Annotated in this window: 13 protein-coding genes; 3 read left to right on the top strand and 10 right to left on the bottom strand. The window is 58.3% G+C overall.

Going from position 1 to position 24,099, the window contains the following annotated elements; genetic code table 11:
- The first annotated feature begins 5 nt into the window (after window positions 1–5).
- The 3 genes from H9S92_RS20655 to H9S92_RS20665 all read left to right on the top strand — a co-directional run bounded on the left by H9S92_RS20655 (window position 6) and on the right by H9S92_RS20665 (window position 3,374).
- Window positions 6–215: a hypothetical protein gene (locus tag H9S92_RS20655; RefSeq protein WP_187468603.1), complete on the top strand. Its 210-nt coding sequence runs from the start codon at window positions 6–8 to the stop codon at window positions 213–215.
- Between the two features lie 389 nt (window positions 216–604).
- A complete protein-coding gene (locus H9S92_RS20660) occupies window positions 605–1,651 on the top strand; it encodes a GntR family transcriptional regulator (RefSeq protein WP_187468684.1) in 1,047 nt (348 codons plus the stop codon).
- 22 nt (window positions 1,652–1,673) lie between these two features.
- Window positions 1,674–3,374 (top strand): sulfatase-like hydrolase/transferase, encoded by a 1,701-nt coding sequence (locus H9S92_RS20665; RefSeq protein WP_187468604.1) that lies wholly within the window; start codon window positions 1,674–1,676, stop codon window positions 3,372–3,374.
- Between the two features lie 10 nt (window positions 3,375–3,384).
- On the opposite strand, the gene H9S92_RS20670 is transcribed toward H9S92_RS20665, so the two are convergent.
- From H9S92_RS20670 to H9S92_RS20720, 10 genes are all read right to left on the bottom strand, one after another.
- Window positions 3,385–3,978: a GNAT family N-acetyltransferase gene (locus tag H9S92_RS20670; RefSeq protein WP_187468605.1), complete on the bottom strand. Its 594-nt coding sequence runs from the start codon at window positions 3,976–3,978 to the stop codon at window positions 3,385–3,387.
- A 442-nt stretch (window positions 3,979–4,420) separates the two neighbouring features.
- Window positions 4,421–5,941: a sulfatase-like hydrolase/transferase gene (locus tag H9S92_RS20675; RefSeq protein ID WP_246464024.1), complete on the bottom strand. Its 1,521-nt coding sequence runs from the start codon at window positions 5,939–5,941 to the stop codon at window positions 4,421–4,423.
- A gap of 190 nt (window positions 5,942–6,131) precedes the next feature.
- Window positions 6,132–7,634 carry a RagB/SusD family nutrient uptake outer membrane protein gene (locus H9S92_RS20680; protein ID WP_187468606.1) on the bottom strand — a complete coding sequence of 501 codons (1,503 nt, stop codon included), beginning with the start codon at window positions 7,632–7,634 and terminating at the stop codon, window positions 6,132–6,134.
- A gap of 88 nt (window positions 7,635–7,722) precedes the next feature.
- On the bottom strand, window positions 7,723–10,788 hold the full coding sequence (locus tag H9S92_RS20685) for a SusC/RagA family TonB-linked outer membrane protein (RefSeq protein WP_187468607.1): 3,066 nt from the start codon (window positions 10,786–10,788) through the stop codon (window positions 7,723–7,725).
- Window positions 10,789–11,382: 594 nt separating this feature from the next.
- On the bottom strand, window positions 11,383–13,251 hold the full coding sequence (locus H9S92_RS22730) for a T9SS type A sorting domain-containing protein (RefSeq protein ID WP_187468608.1): 1,869 nt from the start codon (window positions 13,249–13,251) through the stop codon (window positions 11,383–11,385).
- Between the two features lie 108 nt (window positions 13,252–13,359).
- A complete protein-coding gene (locus H9S92_RS20695) occupies window positions 13,360–14,106 on the bottom strand; it encodes a DUF2490 domain-containing protein (RefSeq protein WP_187468609.1) in 747 nt (248 codons plus the stop codon).
- A 308-nt stretch (window positions 14,107–14,414) separates the two neighbouring features.
- On the bottom strand, window positions 14,415–16,283 hold the full coding sequence (locus H9S92_RS20700; protein ID WP_187468610.1) for a proton-conducting transporter transmembrane domain-containing protein: 1,869 nt from the start codon (window positions 16,281–16,283) through the stop codon (window positions 14,415–14,417).
- Window positions 16,284–16,291: 8 nt separating this feature from the next.
- Window positions 16,292–20,452: a putative inorganic carbon transporter subunit DabA gene (locus H9S92_RS22070; RefSeq protein WP_222936191.1), complete on the bottom strand. Its 4,161-nt coding sequence runs from the start codon at window positions 20,450–20,452 to the stop codon at window positions 16,292–16,294.
- Window positions 20,453–20,642: 190 nt separating this feature from the next.
- Window positions 20,643–21,002 (bottom strand): hypothetical protein, encoded by a 360-nt coding sequence (locus tag H9S92_RS20715; protein ID WP_187468611.1) that lies wholly within the window; start codon window positions 21,000–21,002, stop codon window positions 20,643–20,645.
- A 158-nt stretch (window positions 21,003–21,160) separates the two neighbouring features.
- Window positions 21,161–23,923, bottom strand: coding sequence for an alpha-L-rhamnosidase (locus H9S92_RS20720; RefSeq protein WP_187468612.1), 2,763 nt, complete (start codon window positions 23,921–23,923; stop codon window positions 21,161–21,163).
- Between the last annotated feature and the right edge of the window lie 176 nt (window positions 23,924–24,099).

A 24,099-nucleotide genomic window follows, 5' to 3' on the forward strand; every position in this document is an offset into this window, starting at 1 on the left:
CAGGATTGATCGTTAAGTTTTCGGTGGCTAAAGTAGCGGTGCTGGAAAGTGGCGGCGTCCTGTACTGTCCGGTGGAAGAGAACTTTATCGCCCGCGCCGCAGGCTGCGCGCTGGGGCAGTCAGGCAGAATTTTCCGTAGAGGCTGGGAGATGTGGGGCGCGGCCGCAGGTGAAAAGTGGGGTCTTCGGGGAGCGGGGGAAGGCGACTGGAACTGAGGCTAAGGTACGGAAGGAGGACAAGGATAGCTGGCTCTTTTCCTGCGCCGGACTGGCCTGGCACGGGAAGGGGGGAGGCCAGTTGTGGCGCGCCGTGGCAAGTATCCCCCCACCGGGCATGATTGCACACCGAACCTTGACGCGGAGGCTGACCTTACCCTAGTTAGGTACGTCATTTATTGGCCTGACGCCCCCTGCGGCGTGGGGCAACGCCGTTCCTACCCGAAAGTACAGGATGCCCAATGCGCTGCCAGTGCCCAATTTTGGCACGACGGTGCGGGAGGCTGTTTCGCTGCAACGTCCTTAGTGTATAGTTGAACCAGTCGATCACGTACTCCCGGGTCTTTTCTGCCCCCCTGACCCAGGTCAATATGAGCCGCAATCCCAGCATGGACATTCTCAAGCACATCACCATCAACGAAGACTCCCGGGTGCCCAAATACCGGCAAGTTGTCGAGTCCATCATCGAAAACATTTCCAATGGGAAACTGAAAATCGATCAGAAAATCCCTTCCATCAACGCCCTGAGCGAAGAGTTTTACTTATCCCGGGATACGGTAGAGAAAGCCTACAACATCCTCAAGGACCGCAAGATCATCACCTCCGTCAAAGGAAAAGGCTTTTACATTACGCGGACCAAGCTGATCTCCAAGGTCAACATCCTTTTCCTGCTCAATAAGTTGAGCAGCTACAAGATGCAGACTTACAATTCTTTCATCGACACCATTAAGGGAAATTCCCATACCGACCTGCACGTCTACCACTGCGATGAGACCCTGTTTCTGAACCTCCTCCGCAAAAACGCCCAGGCCTATGATTACTACGTCATCATGCCGCACTTTACGACCCCGGGGCTGCGGCACGTCAGTTTTACGGATGCGGTAATTGCGGCCTTAGAGGAAATCCCGAAGCAAAAGCTGTTGATTATGGATAATAACCTGATCAAGCTCAGCGGCAACTACGCAGAAGTATACCAGGATTTTGAGGCCGACATTTATCAGGCCCTCCGCGAGGGCTTGGAGCACATCCGCAAATACCAGAAAATCATCTTTTGCTACCCGGAAAACGCAGTATATCCCTACCCCAAGCGGATTTTGCACGGCTTTCGTCGCTTCTGTGTGGAATTCAAGATTGAGTTTGAGGTCATCAACGAAATCTACGAAGACACGGTGCTGCGGGCGGGGGATCTGTTCATCACCATCGTTGAGGCCGACCTGGTGAATCTCGTCAAACAAATCCGGGATACGGAGATGCACCTGGGCCAGGACATTGGGGTAATCTCCTACAACGAAACCCCGCTGAAAGACTTGCTGGGCATCACTACAATTTCCACCGACTTTTCTCAAATGGGCCGTACTGCCGCAGAGATGATTTTGGATAAGCGGGTGGAAAAAATCAAAAATCCTTTTCACTTCATTTACCGCGAATCGCTTTGATGATCGGGTTGCCTTTCCTGCTATGTTCCTTTCTCGCCTGCATTTTGTTTACTGGGTATTGGCCCTGGCTATGGTCGCTTGCTCCACTTCCCAAGTAGGAGAGGGGGCGGAGGAGGGTGCGCTGCCCAACGTAGTTTTCATTCTGGCTGACGACTTAGGCGTTATGGACATCCAGGGCTACGCCGCCCGCTTTACCGGAGCCGATACCTCCCGCATGTTTTACCAGACGCCGCACCTGAATCGGCTGATGGCCCGGGGCGTTTCCTTTTCCCAGGCCTACGCTACGCAACTGTGCTCCCCTACCCGGGCGGGCTTGCTGACGGGCAAGTACGCCCCCCGACTGGGTTTCATGACGGCGATGCCACTGCGCGAAACCTATTACAACCAAGCCCTGCCCGTCCCCGCAGGCTACTACGCCCATGATGTACTGGACCACCGCGACGACATCAACATTCCGCGGGCCTGGGACAATGCCACCTCCAATTCCGCGCTGCCCACTGGTGCTCCGCCCGACGCTGGCCGGGATGTTCTGAGCATCGCCGAAGCCCTTACCGGGCACCATTCCGTTTTCCTGGGCAAATGGCACATTGGCGGCTTTGGTGCCCGGGGTTACCAGCCGGCCGACCAGGGATTCGAGCCCCTGGCCTGGTTCGATGGCGGCGGATCGGCGTACTACAATTGGCGCAAAAGCTGGGCCAACCGCAGCAAAGCCCGTTTCCCCGCCATGCCCCAGGAAACCTGGGCCATCGGCGACCCCGGCGACAGTACCGGACAAGATTATCTCACGGATGACCTCACCGCGCAGGCATTACAATTCCTGTCCACCCAGGCAGAGCACCCCGGGGAGAAGCCCTTTTTCCTGTATCTATCCCACTTCGCCGTGCACTCGCCTTACCAGGGGAAAGCCGCTGAAGTATCCCGCTACACTGACCACAGCACCCGCGGCTGGAATGGCCACCAGGACCCCGTTTACGCTTCCATGATCCGGGGGCTGGACCGGTCCCTTGGCCAAATTCTCGCCCAACTGGACAGCAGTGGGTTGGCGGACAATACCCTCGTCATTTTCATGTCCGACAACGGCGGTATTGACCGTAAGATTACGCCCCAGGGGGACGGAACCGACAACGCACCGTTCCTGGGGGGCAAAGCCTGCCTGACCGAAGGGGGTATCCGGGTTCCCCTCATCTTATACTGGAAAGGGAAAACTGCGGCCAACCAGTGGATTGATACGCCAGTAGATTATACGGATATTTTCCCCACCATCCTGGCCGCTGCTGGCTACGATGCCCAGGCGGTGATTACCCGGGAAGATCTGGACGGGCAAAGCCTGCTTCCTTTCCTGCGCCCCCAGGCCGGAGTAATCACCGGTTACCATAAGACAACCCGGTACTGGCATTATCCCTTCAACGTAATTTACAACAGCCCCTACGACGGTTTCCCGCTGACGCCCCACTCGGCCATCCGGGAGGGCGATGCCAAACTCATCTTCGACTGGCACGGGCGGCTTCACCTCTACGATCTGGCCCGGGACCCCTACGAAAAAACCGACCTTGCAGCCCAGGATACACTTACCACCCAGCGCCTGTTCCGCAAACTGCACACCTGGCTGGTGGAGCACGTAGACGAGCGATACTGGCCCGTTCTGAACCCGGATTACGATCCGACCCAGGAAGTCCGTAAGGATCCCTTTCAGAACCTGCTGGAGGAAACGGTGGGCCACTGACTGGGAAAATTCAATCGCGCAAATTTTTGGCCCAAAATTGCAGGACTTTCGTTTCCTCGGCGGGTTCTCCCACGTCTTGCCAGCGCATTTCGCACACCAGGCCCGGGCACATCTGAAAGCCCCGGTGCCGCCAAAAATCGTCGAGGGGCTGATAATCGTCGGGGCGTCGGGGATGATCCTCCGGGCGCACCACGGCACAGAAGGTGGCCAGGCCGTAGCCCCGGGCGCTGGCCCAGGCTTCGCGTTCGGTAAAAAAGCGTCGCCCGATGCCCTGACCGCGAAACTCGGGCAAGAGCACGGATTCGCTGAAATAGTAAATCCCGGATACTTGTTCGCCCGTCTGCTCCCAGGGCGTGCGTACCGTGGCCGGCTCACCGGCCAGGGGCAAACCAGTGCTGACGCCCACCACTTGGCCGGCGTGGAAGGCTACTACTACGATGGCATCTTCCGCTTCCAGAAAGTGTTGCAGGTATTTTTCCTCGTAGGCCATATTGCCATCGTAGAGGTAGGGAAACTCCCGGAACACCCGGATGCGCAGGCGGGCAATGGCGGGCAGGTGCTCCGCAGCGGAAGGACCGGTGAAGGGGACAACTGAGAGGGACATAGCGGGGGCTAAAGTAAGCCAAAGCCCACAGAAATCTCCCCCGGGGCCGCTATTCGCCCGCCGCAGGTTGGCGGATCCATTGGCTTTTGCCCTACCGCGCCCGGGGTTCGTCCTGACCGCCTAGTGGTAGGCTGTCTAATCAGCCAGGCCGCAGCCGTACTCACTTTGGCCAACCGGGGTGGCTCAAGCGCTTAATAGGTCGAGACCCTCTGGGTCGTAGGAGAATACGCCAATTTACTTAGCTGGATCGACCCAGAGGGTCTCAACCCAGGGGGCACCGTGATTAGCTGGATCGACCCAGAGGGTCTCAACCTAGGCGGTCTAGGCCCCTAAAGCGCGCACGGGTTAAACCCATTAGATTAGACAGCCTACGCCTAGTGGTTGGCAGCCGAGGGGCTTAGCAGCCATCAGCGGGTATTTGCGGCGCGCATGGCAACAGTTCCTACTTTCCGGCCTCCTCCAAAAAAAGTTCGTAGGGGCTCTTTGTGTAATTGTACATCCAGGTTTCCTGCGGGCGAATGTGCATAAAATCGTCCGCGCCCCAGAACTGGTCGTTGTACTGCGCCATCCAGCTGAAGGTCAGCTGCCGGAGTTCTTCTTTTTGTGCGGCATAGGCCGGGTCGTAAAACAGATTACGGAGCTGGTAAGGATCTTTGTGACGGTCAAAAAGAACATTAGTGATGGGAATAGAATCCACCCCACGGCCCATTGAAAATGTGAAATCCCGCGTAACGACGCCGCGCCAATTGTGGTTCCGGGCTACCCCGCGTTTGTACAACCACAGCGGTACGTACGCCACTGCATCCTGCGTGCGCGCCCGGATACTTTCTGCCAGGTTTTTCCCGTCGTATTGCTGTTCAGTTTCAATACCCAAAAGGCCAAGTAAAGTGGGCATAATATCGAGGGCACCCATCAACAAACCGGTACTATCGTCCGCCGGAACCTTACCCGGAAAACGAATGATAAACGGTATTCGGCTGGAATAATCGTGGGCGTACTGTTTGGGCAAATCCGCGCCGTGGGACTCCAGCATATCACCGTGGTCAGCCGAAAAAACGGTGAGGGTATTTTCTTCTAATCCCTTTTCGCGCAATTTATCCATGAGTTGCCCAAAAGCAATATCCACCCCCGTAGTAGAAGCCAGGTATCCGTGGTACATCCTGCGCCGGTCGGGAGTAGGCTCGATGCCGGGCCGCAATTTCAGGGAGTCGCGATTATACATAGCCATTAATTCCTCCATCGTATCGTAGCGGTAGTGCATTTCCCCGTCCTCGCCTTTAAATTTTCCCCAATCGTGGGGAGGATGCCAGGATACCACCAGGGCGAAGGGCCGCGAAGAATCGAGCGTATCTAAATAGGCGAGCGCCTGATCCGTCTGCCCGTATACCTCCCATTTATCAAAGTATTCTTTCTCTCCTTGTTCATTCCAGAAAAACGCCTTTCCCGGCCGGAAATCAACGTGGCAGTTGTTGGTCCATAATTTATCGAATCCGTAGCGCAATTCACCCGGGGGAACGGGCCGGTCTCTTTCCCCGCCCAGCAAGTGCCATTTGCCAATGTAAGCCGTTTGGTAGCCACGCTCCTTAAGAATCTGGGCCAGTAATTGGGTTTTATTCGGCAGGAGTGGCGCGTCATTAATGAAAGCACCGTTTTTCAGGGGGTGCATACCGCTCAGAATCATCCCGCGGTAGGGCGTACATACGGGCTGATTAGCAAAAGCGTGGGTAAAGCGCAATCCCTGCGCCGCAAAACGATCCAGGTTTGGCGTAATAATCTGGTCATTTCCGTAGCTCCCCAGCATATCGTAGGAATGCTGATCAGAAAGTACGATGAGTAAATTCGGCATCCGCGCATCCGTCGCCGCCGTCGTGTTTTCATCGTCCGGGCTTTTCTGCGGGGCGCGGTCGCAGGTGCAAAGAAGGGCCAAAAGGAGCAAAGGCAGTATTAAGCGAGAGATATCCATTCGAAATGAGCTTAAATATTTTTTCTTATTTATTTGCCCTTCCCCTTTCCTACCCCATAGCGGGGAATGGAGCAAACATTGCGTACTGCTTCGAAATAAGGGGGGAAGAACAAATACGTCCCTGCCCCCCCTCTGAGTAGTACTAAAGTCGTTTTACAAAATCATGCGTCTTTACGCCGCCCTTGGCCAACTAGTACCCTGGGTTTTGCACCAGGTTCTCATTGGTTTCCAGTACACCGCGTGGGATGGGCAGTAATTCCAGTTTCGGGGAGTAGCTTACGTTGAGCTGGATGGCATCGGGGTTGATGGCCATTGAGGCCTCCAGGTCTCCCCAACGTTGGAGATCGAAGTATTCAGTAAATTCCCCGGCCAATTCTTTTTTGCGTTCCGTTTTGATAATGTCCCGCAGTGCAGCCTGGTTGGTTTCCGTCACATCGGCCAGGCCGGCACGGTTACGGATCTGGTTGAGGTACGGAAGTGCAGCAGCAGCGTTGCCCGCCTCGTTGTGGGCTTCGGCCAGCATGAGCAGCACATCGGCGTAGCGCAGCAGAATCAGGTCGTTGCCGTGGCCAAAGGGGCTCAGCGTATTGTTGGAGTCGCGGAGTTTGCCCATGGGGATACCGTTGGGCCGGCGCGGACCACCAAACTGCAAACCTGCCGGGTTCGTCGGTGAATTGTAGGTCACCTCCTGCCCGTTGGCATTCGTGTACGTGTACAGGAAGGTGGCCGGAAGGCGCAGATCGGTGGAATCAAAGAGGTTGTAAAGCACCTCGGTAAAAGCAAACTGGTACTGGCCTCCGTTGAAGGCGAATGGCGTATTGGGAGCACCGGCGAAGAAAGTCAATACCGTACCGCTGCCATCAATATTGGTCAGGTTGGGCCGAACGAAAATCAGCTCTTCATTTTGCTCGTTGGCAATGGTAAATACGTCGGAGAAATTATCTTCCAGCGCATATTCACCAATTACTTTTTCCAGCGTCGTGATGGCATCGGCGTAGCGGGCCGTTTGCTGGAGCGGAAGACCGGCCATTTGCAGGTAAACTTTGCCGAGCAGCGTATTGGCAGTGCTGGCCTCGGCACGCCCGAAGGCGCTGGGTGGGCGGGAAGTTGGCAGGTTGGCCACCGCATAATTCAGGTCGTCCAGAATTACGGCGTACACTTCCTCAATGGATGCGCGGGGCTTTTTCACGGCTTCGTCGGAAAAGTCTTTGGTAGACTCCAGTTGCAGGGGAACCCCGCCAAACATCCGCACCAGGTGGAAATAGTAAAACGCCCGCATGAACCGTGCCTCGGCTTCCTTGGCACTGGCCAAGCCGGTATCAAGACCCGCCTGAGGAATGTTCTCAATGACCGTATTGGCCCGGTTAATGCCCTGGTAAAATGCCCCCCAGAATGAGCCGTGGGGCGTGGTTTCGTCAAAATTGACCGAAGACATCCGCCCCTGCCCCTGGGGCTTGAGGCGGACCGTCACGTTTTCCGACGGGCCAGAAAGGGTAAGGAAATACCACAGGTCATTGGTGCCAGCGAAAAACAAGGTGTTGTAAATCCCCAGCAGGGCTTTATCAACGTCGTCTTCGTTCTGGTAAATGTTATCGACCCCGATGAAGGTGAAGGGTTTTTCTTCCAGACTTTCGCAGGCGGAGAATACCGCTAAGGCGAAAAGCAACAGAATTATTTTGTACTTGGAATGCATGTTTTTTTTATTTGCAATGATGACCATTGGGAGAAGAGGAAGCGGAGCAGCCAGCGTCCTTGCGCCAGCCTGCGCTGCTGGGTGGGCATCAGAACCCGACGTTCAAACCAAAAGTATAGGCCCGTTGCCGGGGGTACACCCCCAGGTCAACACCCGGTGCCAGCGGACTACCCAACGCACTCACCTCGGGATCGAAGCCGGAGTACTCCGTCAGGGTAATCAGGTTAGTGCCCGTTACGTAGAGCTGGATCGAAGAAATGGCGCGGTTCTGGAAAGGAATGCGGTAACGGAGCGAGACGTTTTTCAAGCGCAGATAACTGCCGTCTTCGATCATGAAATCAGCCACCGGAGCAGATGCACTGTTGATGGAAGGATAGCGGGGGTCATTCGTCGGATTTTCCGGCGTCCAGCGGTTGAGGTACCAATCGAGGGTCTGGTTTTTGTAAGACTCGTTGTTGGCAAAGCCTGAGTTGAGCACCGGGCGGATGGCGTTGAGTACGTCGTTGCCCACCGTCCCTTGGATGAAGATGTTGAGCGAGAAATTCTTGTAGGTGAAGTCGTTGTTCCAGCCCAGGATGAAATCGGGGTTGGGGCTGCCGATCACCTGCCGGTCCAGATTATTGATGACGCCATCGGGCTCGCCGTTGGGGCCGGAGATGTCTGCGTACTTCCAGTGTCCCAGTTCGCGGTCGTTGTTGAAAGCAGGCAGCGGCACGCCAGCCTCCATGGCCGCGTCGAGATCACTCTGTTGGATCAGGCCGGTAGTTACGAGTCCGAAAAACTGCCCGAACTCCTCCCCTACCCGATAGATATGGGCATTGCCGCCAAAATTGGCCGCAATCGCGGGCCCGAAAACCTCGCCATCGCCACCAAGTTCTAGGACAGTGGTTTCGTAGGTCGTAAAATTGAAGCCCGTATTCCAGGAAAAAGATGGACTATTGATGATGAAGGCGTTGACCCCCAGCTCAATGCCCCGGTTTTCAATACTTCCCAAGTTCACCAGCGCCCCGCCGAAGCCCGACTGCGGAGGCAGGGGCGTATTGGCCAAAAGGTCTTCCGTCGTTTTGACGAAGTAATCGAAGATGAATTCCAGGCGGTTGTTCCACAGCCCAAGGTCTATCCCCAGATTGAGTTGCCGCGTGGTTTCCCAGCGCAGGTTGGGTGCCTCCACACTATTGGGTACGAAGCCCAGTGCAGGGTTATTCCCCACGGGGTACTGGATGGTTCCGTAGCGCGCCAGCGATTGGTAAGGGGCGATGGACTGCGTACCCGTCTCCCCCAGGGAGGCCCGTAGTTTGAGGTTGGAAATCGTCTGGCTGCCTTTGAGGAAGTTCTCTTCCGAAACCCGCCAGCCAATGGCCGCCGAAGGGAAGTATCCCCACTTTTCGTTCTCCGCAAAGCGCGAAGATCCATCCGCCCGCCCCGTCACCGTAAGCAGGTATTTGCCGAGGTAGCTGTAGTTCAACCGCAGGAACCCCGACTGTAAAACCGAAAGGCTGCGGCCCGTCCCGATGTTGTTCAGGCCCGTACCGATACCTACGTTATCGAGGCCCAGAATTTCCAGTTCGAAGTTGGAGACGCTGGTATTCGAAGAATAATTATTGAATTCGCTGTACTCCAGTCCGGCCGTTGCCGAAAAGGTGTGGCGTTCGTTAAAGGTCTTATTGAAGTTCAGGTAAGTGCTCGATGTCAGATCATAGCCCCGGCCGTAATTGGAAGTTGCCGAGCCACGCGATAAAATGCCCGGCCCCACGGTGGAGGGAAAGAAGGTTTCCCGCAGTCCCAGCCGGATGTTGGCCCCTCCGTTGAAGGTAAAGGTCAAATCGTCCGTCAATTTCACGTCCATTTTGATGTTGCCCAGCAGGTCGGTGTTGAAGTTGCGGTCTTCTTTGGCCGTCACTTCCAGGTAGGGGTTGTAAAATTGTTCGTTTTCGGCGGTCATGCCGGCGAAGGTGAGGCTCGGCACAAGGGGCTCAGCCAGCAGAGCATTGGTGATGGGCCCGAGGGCGGAGGGAAAGCCGCCCAGGTTGGAGACCGCGTTTTGTCCCTGCCGGTGGGAAGCATTGAAGCCTACCGCGAAAGTCACCCGGTCGTTAAAAGCATCCACGTCTACGTTCGCGCGGACGTTCCCCCGGCTGAAGCGGGAGTCCAGCACGATGCCGTCGTCCAACAAATAATCCCCGGAAACGAAGAAGCGTACGTTGTCTTGTCCGCCCGAGATATTGAGGCCAACGTTGGTCCGCTGCCCGGCGGTGATGATTTCGTCTTGCCAATCAAAACCCTGCCCGGCAAATTCGGCGGGGTTGGGGAAGGGTTCGGGCCGGCCCTCCAGGCGGCTGGCCTCGTTGCGGTATTCGGCGTACTGCTGCCCATTGAGCACTTCGATGTCGGTAAGTACTGTCGAAGTGGTGGTATTGGCGTCGAGTTCAATAACGGTTTTGCCAGCGGTACCACGTTTGGTGGTAACCAAAATAACGCCGTTGGCCCCACGCGATCCGTAGATGGCCGTGGCTGAGGCGTCTTTCAAGACTTCCAGGTTGGCAATGTCCTGGGGGTTAAACGTAGGCGTGCCCGTGATGGGAATGCCATCGACGACGTACAGCGGGCCGTTGTCCGCCGAAAGGGAGTTGTTCCCCCGGATGCGGATGGTGGAGGGGGATCCCGGGGCACCGTCGCCGGAGGTTACCAGTACGCCCGCCGTGCGGCCCTGCAAGAGCTGGTCTACGGTGTTGAACACCGCCTGCTCCAGGTCTTTACTGCTCACGGAGGCCACCGCGCCGGTGATGTCAGAGCGTTTCTGCGAACCGTAGCCCGTTACCACCACTTGTTCGAGGGTCAAGGCGTTATCGTCTAAGACAAAATCGATGGTATTGCGGCCAGCCACGGCCTCGCGGCGGGTTTCGTACCCCGTGTAGGAGACCACCAAAACGGGATTGGGGCCGCTCACGGTGAGGGTGTAGTTGCCATCAAAATCCGCCACGGTTCCCGTTGTGCTGTCTTCCTGTTGGACGGTTGCCCCCACGAGTGGCGTTCCATCCGTTCCGGCCACTTTGCCGCTCACCGTGGCTTGCTGACCAACGAGGGTGCCCCCCGCTAACAAAAGCCCTAAAAACCAGGAGCAGCGTAAAAAATTCGGTGGGTTAAATGCATTCATAGCTAACCAGTTTCATTTTGTATGATCGAGCCCGGCCATACGCCAAGCCAGGCTCAATATTACCGGTGGCGGGTTGCCGAACGCATCCTGTACCTACCTGCTAGGGCAAATTCTTCCCTACTTTTTTTAGCCGACCCCTGCGTGCATTGAGCGCATGATCGCACCCATTATACTGATTTACAGACACTTGCGCGCGCTACTGGGTAGCGACTGCCCGTGGCACCTCCCGTCGGGGGCAAAGCGGCCGCGAAGAGGTGCCCCCCGAAACTTGCGGTGGTGTGCTCAACTGCGGAAAGCGGGCCAGGGGGTCCGTTCGTGGCCGCCAGAAGGATACAATGCGGGCCAGAAGCGCCTCCTCAATTGGGCGCGGCCGCAGGTGCCAGCAACGGATTAAATAGCCAGGGAAGTCCGCCGCCAACTTCCCCCAGCTCCTCCAACTTGCCCGGCATCCTGCGGCCGCGCCCAGGGGAATATTGTGGTCATTAAACCGAAAAAGTGCCCTGCTAAACGCTGCCCAATTTCCTGGCCGCCCACTCCCCCATCCAGCCAAGCTCTCCAATTAACTCCATGCTCCACTCCATCGGCTCCTCCACCCTAAAACACCACCACCTTCCCCCGATAAAGCCCGCCGCTCCCCTGCCCTACCGCCAATACGACGTACGGCCCCGCAGGTAAATCCCCCAAATCTATTCCAGCTGCCGGCTCCTGGATTTCCCCGCGCCACACCCGCTGCCCCGCCAGGTTGAACACCTGCACCGTCACCCGCTCCGCCACGCCCGCCAGCGTGAAACGCCCCCGACTCGGGTTGGGAAACAACTGCAGTTCGACCACCGGACGATCCCGTACAAAACTGGAGGTCAGCCCCGCACAATCCCCCGCCATTTCTTCCAGCACCGCGCGGTATTTGGGCGCGGGAATCAGCGCCGTATCCTGGTCCATCGTCTCCAGCAGGCCCCAGCTGCCGTACTGCGCGCTGCGGTTGGCAACGAAAGAAAAGTTCATCAGCGGCAAGGGATCGGGCCCGCGCTGCAAACTGCGGATGCGCGCAAACCACTCCTTATACAGGTTGTACATCGCCGTGTCGCGTTGCACGTCCACCAGGGCCTGGGCGTACGTCGGTTCCACGCCAAAGGGGTTGGGCGTGAGGTGCTGCCCGCCTTCGTAGCAGGCAATGGGTTTGTTGATGCGGTCGGCCACCTCCGTTTTGATGTCCGAAACGTAGGCAAAGCTGCGGGGCATCGACTGCCGGGCCAGACGGGCCACATCCGCCGCCGTAGCATTAGTTCCCAGCCCGTCGAGCTCCGCCTCCGCTTCGTCGCTGAAGCCGAAGTAATAGGTCGGCGAAACGTAATCGAACGAAGCGGTATCGATGTTGAAGGTCACGCGCTGCGCCACGTCCAGCCAGCCCGCCTGCACGCCCACTACCCGGCTGGTTCTTTCGGGCACGGCAGCAAATTCTGCGGTCCAGACGTCGAGCATATTCTGAATAAACGTCGTGGTGCCCTCCGGCCACGGCACGCCGGGGATTTCACAGCCGTAGCGGTTGGCCCAGTGCGTTTGCGGGAAGATCCAGTTCCAGATTTCGTTGCTGTATTCCACGTAGATGTGGCGCCCGGGCTCCAGGTTATCGTGGAAAAAGCGGGCCATTTCGCGGACGTATTCGGCGCTGGCCGTGTGCGGCACGCAGACCCAACCGTCTTTGTCGTAGTCGTTCATAAAGCGCACCATCATCTCGTAGGGCACCCCCTTGCTGTGGGCCCAGGTGTAGTAATCGGGCTGACTGCGTTCGGCCCAGTCGGTCAGGCTGCCGTCGCCAATGTCGCCGTCGCGGGTGCCCCAGCCGTTGGTGGAGCCCCAGTCCATGAAGCGGACGGTGGCAAAAATCCCGACTTTTTCGATCCAGAGCGGATTAAAGGGCTGCTCCAGGTAGGTGGCCTCCGCGCCGGGCATCAGCAGGCGGATGTTGTGGATGGGGTCGCTGGCGTTGCTGCGCACAATCTTAATTTCCACTACCCCATCGACGCGGCGGACGAGGTCGAAAGTGGCGCGGTGCGGGCCCGTAATCTGTAGATTTTCGTAGGTGCCGAAAAAATCCAGTTCGCCGTCGCCCTCCCAAAGAATGGTGTATTGGCCGAAGGGCCAGCCGTCAGTCCGGCCCCAGATCGTGGCCACGTGTTGGGGGTAAGGCGATCCGGCCACGCTTTGCGGCACGTGGGTCGGATAGCCATCGGGCCGCAGGCTGAGGCGGTCGGCGAAGCCCGAATTGAAGGGACTATTCGGGTCGCCGACCGACTTGGTATACCACTCCCGGCTGTTGCGCATCAGGTCCACGAAGGGCAGCTCCGTCCCCCAATCGGCCAGGCCGCCGAGGTTGGTGCCCATGGCCAGTTTGCAGCTGTCGGGAACCTGGGCGCTGACGCAGGTGCAGAGGAAAAGACTGAGGAGCAAGGGAAGTCTGGGCACAGGGAAACCGTGATTTTTGATGGCCCAAGGTAAGCACTTCGCTTTTTTTAATAACCCTGGCAAATCATCCTTGCCCCTCCAGAACGGAGGTGCGCCTGAAAATTCACCTTACTCCTTCCGCCGAAAATCCAGGTTATAAGTTAACGCCGTTTGCAGGGTGTGGTTATTTTCCTGCCGCTCTCCGTCGGCCTTAATTACCCGGTGATTGAGGTAGCCGAGTTGCACGTTGAGGTCTTTGGTGAAGCGGTAGCCCAGTGCGCCATACAGCCGGTTTTGGTCGAGAATATTTTTCACGATGCCGTTGCCGAAGCCCAGGAAAATCTCGTCGTAGGCCGCCAGAAAAAAGGTGTGGTCTTGCAGCTTGGGTTTACCCAGGGGGTAGGTGATTAAAAAGCGGTAGCGGGCGCGGTTTTTGAAGCGATAGCCCTCGTGCACCCGCTCGCCGGCGGCGTCGAGGCTTACGTTTTCCAGCCAGCGCTGCTCAATCCGGTAGCGGTGATGAAAGCCAAAGCGCCCCGCCCCGCCGCTGAGGGCCAGCTGCTCAAAAAGACGGTGTTCACCGAAACGCAGGGGGATGGGCTGTTCGCCGTAAGGATAGGAGACAATCCAGCCGTAGCCGCCCGTTACGGTGGTTTTATCGGCCACTTTCACGTCCAGGCCCACCCGTAGCAACGACTGCTGCCACTCGCTGATCAAGCCACTGCGCCGCCACTGGTATTCTGTGTGCAGGGCCAGTTTATCGGTCAGTTGGTGGTTGCCGAAGTACATGTACCAGGCATTGGTCTGGCTGACGGATTGCCCGCGCAAGGGCAGGATTGCCAGCAGAAAAAAGAGGTTTAAGAGAAGATTTTTCATTGTTTTAAGCAGTGCTTTTTTGCCCACCGTAAATCATTTAATTACGGAAAAAGGGGCAATATCCCTCCGCCTTTCCCGGCGCTGATGACCGGAAAAGACGGAGGAAATAAGGTTATTTAATGGACCGCCGGGCGCAGGGGCAGGTGCCACCAAACGGGTGATCCGGCGGGACCAGGACTAGGGCAGGACTTCCCCCGCTCCTCCCCCTTCGGGGGTTGGGGGGCCAACCTACTCCCCCCTTTGGGGGGTCGGGGGGGAGCACCTGCGGCCGCGCCCAATGGCATACGCTGCGCGAAGAAATTGCGGCCTTAAGACGAGCGATACGCCACCTCGTGGTAGCCTTTATCGTGCGGCCCGAGGAAGAGCCGCGAGTAGATGCGGAAAATGACCAGGCCATCGAGGATGATGTTCAGCACGATGAGGATGAGCAAGGGCAACTGGTTTTCGTGGATATGCCCCAGCATCAGGTCTTCGCCAATGAAGGTGGGCGTAATCGGGAAACCCGCCAGGCCCAAGGCAGCAATGACGAACACGAAAGCCAGCCGGGGGTGCTCGTAGGCGTGGCCGTGGAAACGGCTCAGCAGCGTGGATTCTCCGCTCCGGTACAATTTATTGATGCACCAGATGCCCAGCAGCCCCGCCGTGAAAATACCACTGAGGTAGATGTGGACCTGCGTAAAATCAAACTCTTCATTGAAGCCAAAAGCCAGAGACTGGTAGAGCTGGCTGACGATCACCAGCGCCCAACTCGTCAAAGCAGACCCCCGCTCGACGAAAGACTTGAGGATGAAAACCAAGCCCACGGCAGCAAAGGCCTCCGGCAGATAACCCAGCAACCAGGCCGGCAGAAATTCCTGATGGTATACAGCGTAAAGCCCCATCAGAAACGGTGGCAGGGCCAGTACGTAGGTCGCCCGGTCGTCCAGAAAAGCGAAAAGCCGCCCCGCCTTTTTCAGCGGGTTCCACAGGAAATTGTACTGAAAACGATCGAGGTTAAATTCCCTGATGCCCAGCTGGAAAAAGGTGAGCTTCCACTTGTCCCAGACCGTAGACGTCCCCGGCTGCGCCGGCGCTTCGAACTGAAAGAATTGCTCATGGATTTTGTAAGCCAGCACCGAGGGGGAAACCAGCAGCTGGTAACACCGCAGTAAAGCATTGCCCACAAAGTGCAACATGGCCAAAGGATACCAGCCCAGCGCCACCCACACGAACATCAACCCGATCTGGGCCACGGAAGAATAAGCGATCTGCGTTTTCACCGAAGACTGCACACTGCCCGTAACCGTAGCGACGAAACAAGTCAGCAGCCCCACGCCCCCGATCAGGAAATGAAACACCAGGTTTTCTTCCCAAAACGGCGCGGTACGGATCAGCAGAAATACCCCGATGTGCACCGATAGCGAGCCGTAAAAAATGGCACTCGAGGCAGTTGGCCCCTCCATCGCCCGCGGCAGCCACGAAGAAAAAGGAAATTGCGCCGATTTAACGAGCGCCGCCAACAGCAACAGCCCCGGAATGGCGTAAGCGTAAACGTTCTGCTGGAGAATGTGGGGCTGCGCATCGTGCAAACCCGTCATCTCCAAAAAATTTACGCTGTGCCCGAAGTAATGGTGGGTAATCCAGATGCCCAGTAATAAAGCCACATCGGCAACCCGGTAAAGCGATACCACCTTGAGGGCATTTTTCACCGGCAGGTATCGCTCGCGGTAGAACCCGATGAGGAAGAAGGAGGTAACCCCCAGCACTTCCCAACCCACGAACAATACTTCGAGGTTGCCCGCCAGCAAAACCAGCATGAGGCCGAAGTAGAAAAACTTGAGGTTGTTGTAAAAACGCTTGTAGCCTTTTTCGCGGTGGACGTACGTCCGGCTGAAAAACAGCACCAGCAAAGTCAGGAAGGTAGCCACCAGGGCGTAGCTGAACGAGTAGGCATCGAGCAACAGGTTGAGGTCAAACTCCATCTCTTCGGCACGGAAGAGCACCGGGCCCCGGTAATCCAAAGGCTCCAGGCCGCCCGCCAGCCAGCCCACGGCCAGGCCCAGCAGGCCCAGCAGATTGAGCCCCACACTGACGACGGCCGCCAGAAAAATTGCCCGCTCCTCCCGGTTGGAAAAAGCAAAGCCAATGAGTAGCCCGACGAGCGGGATAAGGATAAGGAAAGGAAGTAATTGGCTCATTTCCCGAATTATTTAGAATGATAAACGTGGACGGGAAGGTTCTCCCGCGTCGCGTCCAAAAGGTGATTCGTAGCCATGGTGGGTGCCTCAACGATGACTTTTTGGATGTCGGCGCTCGTCCGGGGCGCACTCAGCGAACGGTAGGGCGCAAAACGGCCGTCGCGAAAAAGGTAGGTCTGCCCGTCGGCCGGGGAAAGAGCCACCAGGTGGATCCAGCCCTTCGCAAACCAGTCGTACACGGCCGGGTTGGCCCGGATGACGTCCAGGACGATGTCGGGCACTTGCTCAATGATCATCAGCAGGCGCACGGGGTCGTGGTTTTCCACCGTCTGGAGCGGAAGCCCCGTCCGGAGGTCGCCATCGGCACTGTTAACTACGCCAAACAGCCCCATCACGTGGTAAGGCAGTTTGGTGCCCGCCCCCATTTTTTCGTTGTCCATTCGCGAAAAGTAGTACTCCAGGTTGATGCCGCCGCAGACGATGGGCAGGGGGGCAATCACCTGCGCCAGCGTGCTGCCGGTGGGGTCCTGCCGGTAGTCGTAGGACTGGAGGAAGGCGCGGCGATCGAGGAAAAGTCCCTTGATTTTGGTACGGCTGCCCACGTAGCACAGCGCGTTGGTGCCGTGGCCGAGTTCCGCCCGGGGCTCGAAGTAGGAAACGGAGCGGTTTTTGATGTCCTGCCGGACCCGCCGGATATCCCGCGTATGGTCAATGGAGGCAAAGCGGCGGCTGCGTTCGCGCGCGTTGAGGTCCAGGGCCCTTTCGTAGGTCCCAACGTTGGCGCGGTGGCGGGCAGCGTTTTCGGGGTGGAGTACTTCCAGATCGTACCAGCGGATTTCGTCGCTCGCCGTATCGTGCATCCCGCCGATGAATTGGAGGCCCGCAGGCAGGTGCAGGGAACGTTGGGCGAGCAGGGAACGGACCCCGGCGTGGTTGGCCATGAAGGCGAAGACGCGGGCGTTGACCGCACCGGGCCGGCCACTGCAGGCCCCGCAATCGTAGGCACCGTGGTGGGGGTTATTGGCGCTGCTGCTGCCGTGGGCCACTACGTACACCAGCGGGGCGAAGTGCTCCGTCAGGCCAACGTTGCGCAGCAGCCCCTCCACCACGTCGGCCATTTCAGCGACGGTGTACCCCACCTGCACCCCGTTTTCGCGGTGCCCGGGGTCTACGTTTTCGATCAGGAGTTTGCCGTTGATGTCCATGTGCGAGAAGGCATCGGCAATATCGGGGCGCATCTGGGGGCGGAACTGATCGAGCACAAGCCGGATACCCGCCCAAAGACCCAGCGAAAAAGCCGCCAGTGCGCCCCGGAAGAAGGAATGGGAGGCCTTGCCATGGAAGTGTTCCTGACCGCGTTCGGTGGTCGCTTCAATTTCCTTGATCAGGTGACGGGGGGTAACGGGGGCCGGACAGTTTTTCTGGTAGAATTTACCGCCGAAGGGCTGGAAGTAGATGGCCGCACCGAAGAAGCCGGGGGCCCCCAGCGTCTGGCAGTTGGGGTCCACCTCCTCCAGGTGACGCCGCAGGGAGTCTTCCCGGTCGTCAATACAGAACATGGCCTGGAAGCTGGGCCGGGCCGGTGCCGCCAGCCGGGGCGTGGCCGCAACGTGTTGAAGGGCACCGAGCACTTCGTCGTAGTAATCCAGTTCAAAGGCCATTTGCCAGAGGGCGAGTACCTCCTGGTGTTCGTCCAGCGGACTGGGGGCGAAGTAACTTTCCGGTACATCGGTCCGGTCTGCGGCCAACGCTTGCCAGCGGCTGCCCAGTTGGGTATCGAGGGCATCAATTTCCAACAGCAGCTCCAACACCACCAGGTCGTGGAGGGAGATTTTTTTGTGGTACAGGAGGGTTTCGGGGGTACTTTCCACGGCGGCCACAAAGCCGCTCCATCCCTTGTGGGCAAACTGCTGATCGAAGAGGTACTGCTCGTAGAAGGCAGGGTTGCCCACTACCAGATCGAGCAGTTGCCGCAGCTCCAGCCCTTCGTCCAACAGCAATTCTTTCGCCCGCCGCGAGCGGAAAAAGCTGGTGTAGCTGCTGGCCTCCACCGTGCGGATGGCCTTGAGCAGTCCCTGGTCTTCGAAGGGGAAGTGCCACAGGGCAATACCCTGATCGAGGTAACTGCCCAGGATGCGGAAGAGGAGGGGTTGGACCTGCCCATCCAGGTCAATGGCGTAGTAGTCTTGCCACAAACTGCGCAGCCGCCCGATGCGGGGGTTGTAAACGGTCTGGTAATCGGATTCCCGCAGTTTAGTCTCCCAGATGCTGGCCAGGGCTTCCCCCTTTTCCTGTACCAGGACGCGGTGCAGGATCTCAGGACGGATGCGGCCCAGGTCGTACAGGCGGCGGTATTCATTCAGGTTCAGGGTGACCTTCAGGCCAAAGACCTCGGCCGCCTTGAAAATCCCCGTAAAGAACGCTTCGTCCTGAAAGGCGTGGAGGGAATTGTGGTGGACAAAATCTTTGAGGGCCAGCTGACTGGGCAGGTAGTGGGCCAGCGCGTGGAGGGTGTGCGCTGCGTCAAAATGTTCCTCTGCTCCGCTCCTTACCGCCTTGCCCGCCACGGCACCTTCCGCACGCCTGATCCGCGCCGACAGCGGGTGCGCAGAAACGGGAGCTAGGTGGTCTAAGCCCAGCAAGTGGACCTGCCCACCGCTGCGGGCGTAGTCTTCGGCGAACAAATGGAGGTTTTCCATTACCGAGTGATCCACCAGGCGCGCATCCTCGAGGTGGATGGTTACCTGCTGCCCGCCCGGGACGGCATCCAGGACCTTTTTGATGCCCAGGTAGTTGGTAAACAGCGCCGCGCTGCCGAGGTGAATGTGGACGCCTTCTTCCGTAGTCCTGAGCTGGGCACCGGAACGGAACAGCGTTTTCAGCGGAGCCCCGCGCAGCAGGTGCAGCACGATTTTGAGGGCCATACCGGCCGCAATCCCGATGAGCAAATCCTCGAACAGCGTAAAGAAAATGGTGGTGACGAAAATGGCCAGCTGCTCCGGGCCAATGTGGTAGGCGTGGAAAAATTCCTTCGGATGGGCCAGCTTGATGCCCACGGCAATGAGCATGGCGGCCAGGGCGGCGTTGGGAATCATCTCCAGCAGGGGATAAGCCAACAGGGCAAAGCCCAGAAGGAAAACGCCGTGGAAAAAGTTGGCCCAGCGGGTGCGTCCGCCCTGGGCAACGTTGGCCGAACTGCGCGCCACCTCGGAGATCATCGGCAAACCACCAATGAAGGCCGCCGCAGTATTGGCGACCCCCACGGCAATGAGGTCTTTATTGGGGTCCGATTTCCTTTTCCAGGGGTCGAGCAAATCGATGGCCTTCACCGTCAGCAAACTCTCCAGGCTACCCACCAGCGCCACCATGATGACGTATTTGATGAAGACGACCGTGTGCTGAAAGACCGAAAAATCCACCTGGTAGCCCACCTGTTCCGCCAGGTTGCCCACCTGCACCAAGGTGTAAGCCGGAGCGGTGCTGCGCAGGTCGAGGAAAATGCCGGCGGGAATGGCGAAGAGCAGCACCAGCAGCGGGGCGGGGATTTGCTTCAGCAAGGGGTGTTTCACCAGTTGCCATCCCAGCATGATGGCCAGGCTGACGCCGCCGATGATGGATACCCGGGGATCGAGGTGCAGGAAAAAATCGGGCAGGTGGGCGAAGAGCTCCAGCGGGCCTTTGCCCTTGGCCAGGGCAGGATCCGCGTTGAGCAACACGGGGATTTGCTTGGCAATGATGATCAAACCAATGGCCGCCAACATCCCGTGGACGGCAGACAAGGGAAAGAAATCGACGAAGCGGCCAAACTTCAGCAGGCCGAAGCCCACCTGCAGGAGGCCAGCCACCACCATTACCCCCAGGGCCAGCTGCCAGCCGGGAATGCCACCCCCCAGTTCATTGACTGCGCCGGCCACAATGACGATGAGCCCGGCGGCGGGGCCCTTGATCGTCAGGCGGGACCCCGCGAAGAACGTTGCCAGAAGGCCACCCAAAATGGCCGTCACCAACCCCATCACCGGCGGAAATTCCGAGGCTTTGGCAATGCCTAAACTCAGGGGAAGGGCGAGAAGAAAGACTACGAAACCCGCAGTCAGGTCGGAGATAAAGTTCTCCTTGAGTCCCGCCAGGCCGTCTTGGGGAACGGGCGGGACCTTAGCTTGCTTATTCAAGGCAGTATTGTTTAAACCAGAAAAATTGCTTCGAGGGCGGGCGCAACGGCACCACCCGAAATCCACCGTCGACCACGCTACAAAGCGGGGCACAGTGGGGCGCCAGACCAACAGTCTGGGCCAGGCGGACGCACGGGAGCGGGGACCAACAGTATCAGCCCTCCCCTACCCGGCGGCAGCCACAGGGCAATTAACAATACACCTTGAGGGCGTGAAAGAGGAGGTAGCGCTTGCCACGGGGCAGCAACAGCGCAATATCCCACAACGGAGAACAGAAGACCACGCGGTCTTCCGTGGGCCACCAGCGGGGCCTGTCTGGGGAGGGAACGGACTCGGCTTCTTTTTCCTGCAATTCTTCGGTATCGAAAAATTCCAGCAAATCAGAAGCAGGAGGCGCGAGAAAGTGGGGAGCAGTAGCCGTACCCGGGGCTTCGGCCAGGGCCGTATCCGCTGCGGAAGCGGGCAACACCGAAGCGGCGCTCAGCGGAGCTGCGGGGCCTGCCAGCAGCGTCAAAACGATTCCGAAAACGAAAACCCAGGCGGATTTCATGGGGGATTTAGCTACGGGCCCACGGCGCTGCGTGTGGCCTTACGGGATGCAAAAATAACTAACTGCCGACGACGGAAGTTTTTTTATCTGTTTTATTTACGATGCCCGGGGAAAGTATCCTGCCCACGCTCCGGAAACTTTGCGAAGCAATTCCCCCGCTATTTTTCCACCCAACTGAAGGTGTAGCTCCCCGACCCGACCCGCAGTAGCGTCTGCCCGGCCCGCTCGCCGATCAGCGGGGAGTCTTTTCCGGTTTTCAGTAGCTTACCACTCTCGCGCAGGGTGCCCGCACGGGCGAGCGGCAGTACCACCTCCGCCGTCGTATTCGGCGGCAGGGTGAGGGAAAAAGTGAGTTCATCACCCGACCATTTCCAGGCGGAAGAAATCGTACCATTGATGCTGTGGTAGCTGCCCTCCAGGTGGTCCATCTCCCGACTAAACGCGGGCTGGATGCGGAGCTTGCGGTAGCCCGGCCCGTCGGTCTCCAGGCCGAGGGCATGGAGGAACATCCACTCCGCCACCGAGCCGAAGGCGTAGTGGCTGAACGAATTCATCGCCGCGTTGATGGCGTCGTTGCTGTCGGCATCGCGCGTGTAACTGTTCCAGCGTTCCCAGATGGAGGTGCTGCCGTTGACGACCGAATAGCCCCAGCTCGGGTACTCCGTCTGCTGAAAAAGGCGGTAGGCCAGGTCATGGTGGCCATATTCAGAGAGCACCAGCATCACGTGTTTTGTCCCCAGAAAACCAGTGGAAAATTTGTCGCCGTTTTCGGTTATGGCTCTAGCCAACAACTGCGCGGCCTGCGGAGCAATCGCCTCGTCGTAAAGATCGAAATACAGGGCCAGGGCCAGGGCCGTCTGGGTTCCTTCGGTGGTACTGCCGTCTGGCCGGAGGTATTTTTTGGTAAAGGCCGCCTTGATGTCGTTAAACAGCGAGCGGTAGTGCGCCGCCCGATCCGTTTTGCCCAGTGCTGTGGCCATCCTGGCCATCAACAAAGCATCGTAGCCGTAGAAGGCCGAAGCGATGAAATCGTCGCTGGTCTTCGGTCCGGTCGTCAGCCAGTCGCCCCAGTTGTTGCCCGCGCCGGGGCGGAGGTGCCCCGTGGAAGCATCCGCTTGGAAGGCCATAAAATTTTCCATCCCCGCCCAGGCTTTTTCCAGCACGCGGGTGTCGCCGTAGACTTTGTGCATGGTGTAGGGAATGATCACCCCGGCATCCATCCAGGCGGGGGAATACTGCTCGGGGCGGCTGAAGGGCATGGGCGCAAAATTGGGGTAGGCCCCGTACCAGTGCTGGCTGTCGTCGAGGTCAATGAGCCACTTGGTGAAAAAGGCGGCTACGTCGGCCACGTAGGTCGCCGAACGGGCAAAAACGTGGGCGTCACCCGTCCAGCCCAGGCGTTCGTCGCGCTGCGGGCAGTCCGTAGGCACCTCAAAAAAGTTGGCGGCCTGGGTAGTTTTGATGTTCTGGAAAAGCTGGTCGTTCATGGTGTTGGACGAAGTGAATTCGCCCGCATCCGTGGTGATGGAACTCAGGGCAATGCCCGTCACTGCATCAGCGGCGGGCCGGGTGGGCAGGCCCGTGAGCTCTACGTACTGGAAGCCGTGGTAGGTGAAGCGCGGACGCCAGGTTTCGACGCCGCCGCCCCTGGTGACGTAGGTGTCCGTTGCCCGCGCCTTGCGGAGGTTGGCCGTCATCAGGCCGCCGTCTTCGTCGCGGAGCAGTTCGCCGTAGCGAATGGTGATCTTCGTGCCGGCGGGTGCTTCCACCTTCAGCTCAATGATGCCCGCAATGTTTTTGCCCAGGTCGTAGATGTAGGTGCCCGGGCTGGGCTCGGTCATTTTTACTGGTCGCAGCGTCTCGCGGGGCATCACGTAATCGCCGGGATAGGCCTGTAAACGGCCACTGGGAAAAGTGTAGCGGCGGGGCTCGGCCCAGGGGGTCGCTGGCGTAAATCCCGGGCGGTCCCAACCCACTTGTTCCAGGCGGGCGTCATAGTGCTCGCCCATCAAAATGTCAGCCTCCAAAATCGGTCCGGTGCTGCTTTGCCACGTCTCGTCGGTGGCGATGATCTCGGTGGTACCGTCCGTATATTCCACGTGGATCTGTCCCATGAAAGCGGGGTTGACGCCGTAAAATTCCCGGACTTTATCCTGGCGGGTGAGCAGCGCATAACCGATGTAGCCAGCGTACCAGCCGTCGGCCAGGATGACGCCAATGGCATTGTCGCCCTTTTCCAACAGGGCTTTTACGTCGAAGGTCTGGTAATACAGGCGCTGGTCGTAGTCCGTCCACCCGGGCAAAAACATTTCCTCGCCCACTTTCTGGCCGTTGATGCTCAGCTCGTAGAGACCAAGGGCGGTGGTGTAGGCCGTGGCGCGTTTGATCTGCTTGTCGGCAACGGTGAATTCTCTACGCAGGTAGCGGGCCGGCGGCAGGTAAAGGTCTTGGTACAGATCGGTAGTATCGTAACCGACATAGTGGCTGATGAACAGGCCTTGCCAGTCGGCGAAGCGCAGCAGGCCGGTCCGGAACATTCCGCCGGAGACGGTGGATGCCTGGTCGTTTTCGTCGTAACTGGTTACTGTCCAGCGGTATTGCAGGCCCGACTGCAGGGGTTGGCCGTTGTACCCGATCTGGTTGGTGGCGTTGGAATTTACCTTGCCGGAGTGCCAGACGACTTCCCGTTCGTTTAGCACTTTCAGCTCGTAGGCGGTCTGGTGGCGGTTGCGCCCCTCGCCGGTGAGTTCCCAGCTGAAGCGGGGTTTTTCTACGTCGATGCTGACGTTGCCGCTGCGGTATTCCACGCGGGGGTTAATCACCCGTAAGGCCGTTTGGCTTCGCAGTATTTCCTGCTGGGCGCGGACGCAGGTGCCCAGCAAAGTGAGCAAGAGCAAGGGAAGAAAAAAGCGCTTGAGCATGGATCGGTAACAATTGTGCGGACAAGCTAAGGAGGCCTTTTTGACTCCGCATCCTGTAGCATCCGGGTCTTGAAACAAATCCCGAAAGTAGCCCCCGCACCCCGAAGGTACAGGATGCCCGGCCTGTTGCGAGGACCGGAAATTAGCCACGGATTCAAAACCAAGCGACTCCCGAC

This window comes from Neolewinella lacunae, assembly GCF_014349155.1.
GTDB classification, from domain to species: Bacteria; Bacteroidota; Bacteroidia; order Chitinophagales; family Saprospiraceae; genus Neolewinella; species Neolewinella lacunae.

Bases quoted from the DNA above. Each gene is read 5' to 3' on its own strand.
- H9S92_RS20715 (WP_187468611.1), bottom strand. From the start codon at position 21,002: ATGAAATCCGCCTGGGTTTTCGTTTTCGGAATCGTTTTGACGCTGCTG.
- H9S92_RS20670 (WP_187468605.1), bottom strand. From the start codon at position 3,978: ATGTCCCTCTCAGTTGTCCCCTTCACCGGTCCTTCCGCTGCGGAGCAC.
- H9S92_RS20685 (WP_187468607.1), bottom strand. From the start codon at position 10,788: ATGAATGCATTTAACCCACCGAATTTTTTACGCTGCTCCTGGTTTTTA.
- H9S92_RS20675 (WP_246464024.1), bottom strand. From the start codon at position 5,941: ATGGATATCTCTCGCTTAATACTGCCTTTGCTCCTTTTGGCCCTTCTT.
- H9S92_RS20665 (WP_187468604.1), top strand. From the start codon at position 1,674: ATGTTCCTTTCTCGCCTGCATTTTGTTTACTGGGTATTGGCCCTGGCT.
- H9S92_RS20700 (WP_187468610.1), bottom strand. From the start codon at position 16,283: ATGAGCCAATTACTTCCTTTCCTTATCCTTATCCCGCTCGTCGGGCTA.
- H9S92_RS20720 (WP_187468612.1), bottom strand. From the start codon at position 23,923: ATGCTCAAGCGCTTTTTTCTTCCCTTGCTCTTGCTCACTTTGCTGGGC.
- H9S92_RS20695 (WP_187468609.1), bottom strand. From the start codon at position 14,106: ATGAAAAATCTTCTCTTAAACCTCTTTTTTCTGCTGGCAATCCTGCCC.
- H9S92_RS20660 (WP_187468684.1), top strand. From the start codon at position 605: ATGGACATTCTCAAGCACATCACCATCAACGAAGACTCCCGGGTGCCC.
- H9S92_RS20680 (WP_187468606.1), bottom strand. From the start codon at position 7,634: ATGCATTCCAAGTACAAAATAATTCTGTTGCTTTTCGCCTTAGCGGTA.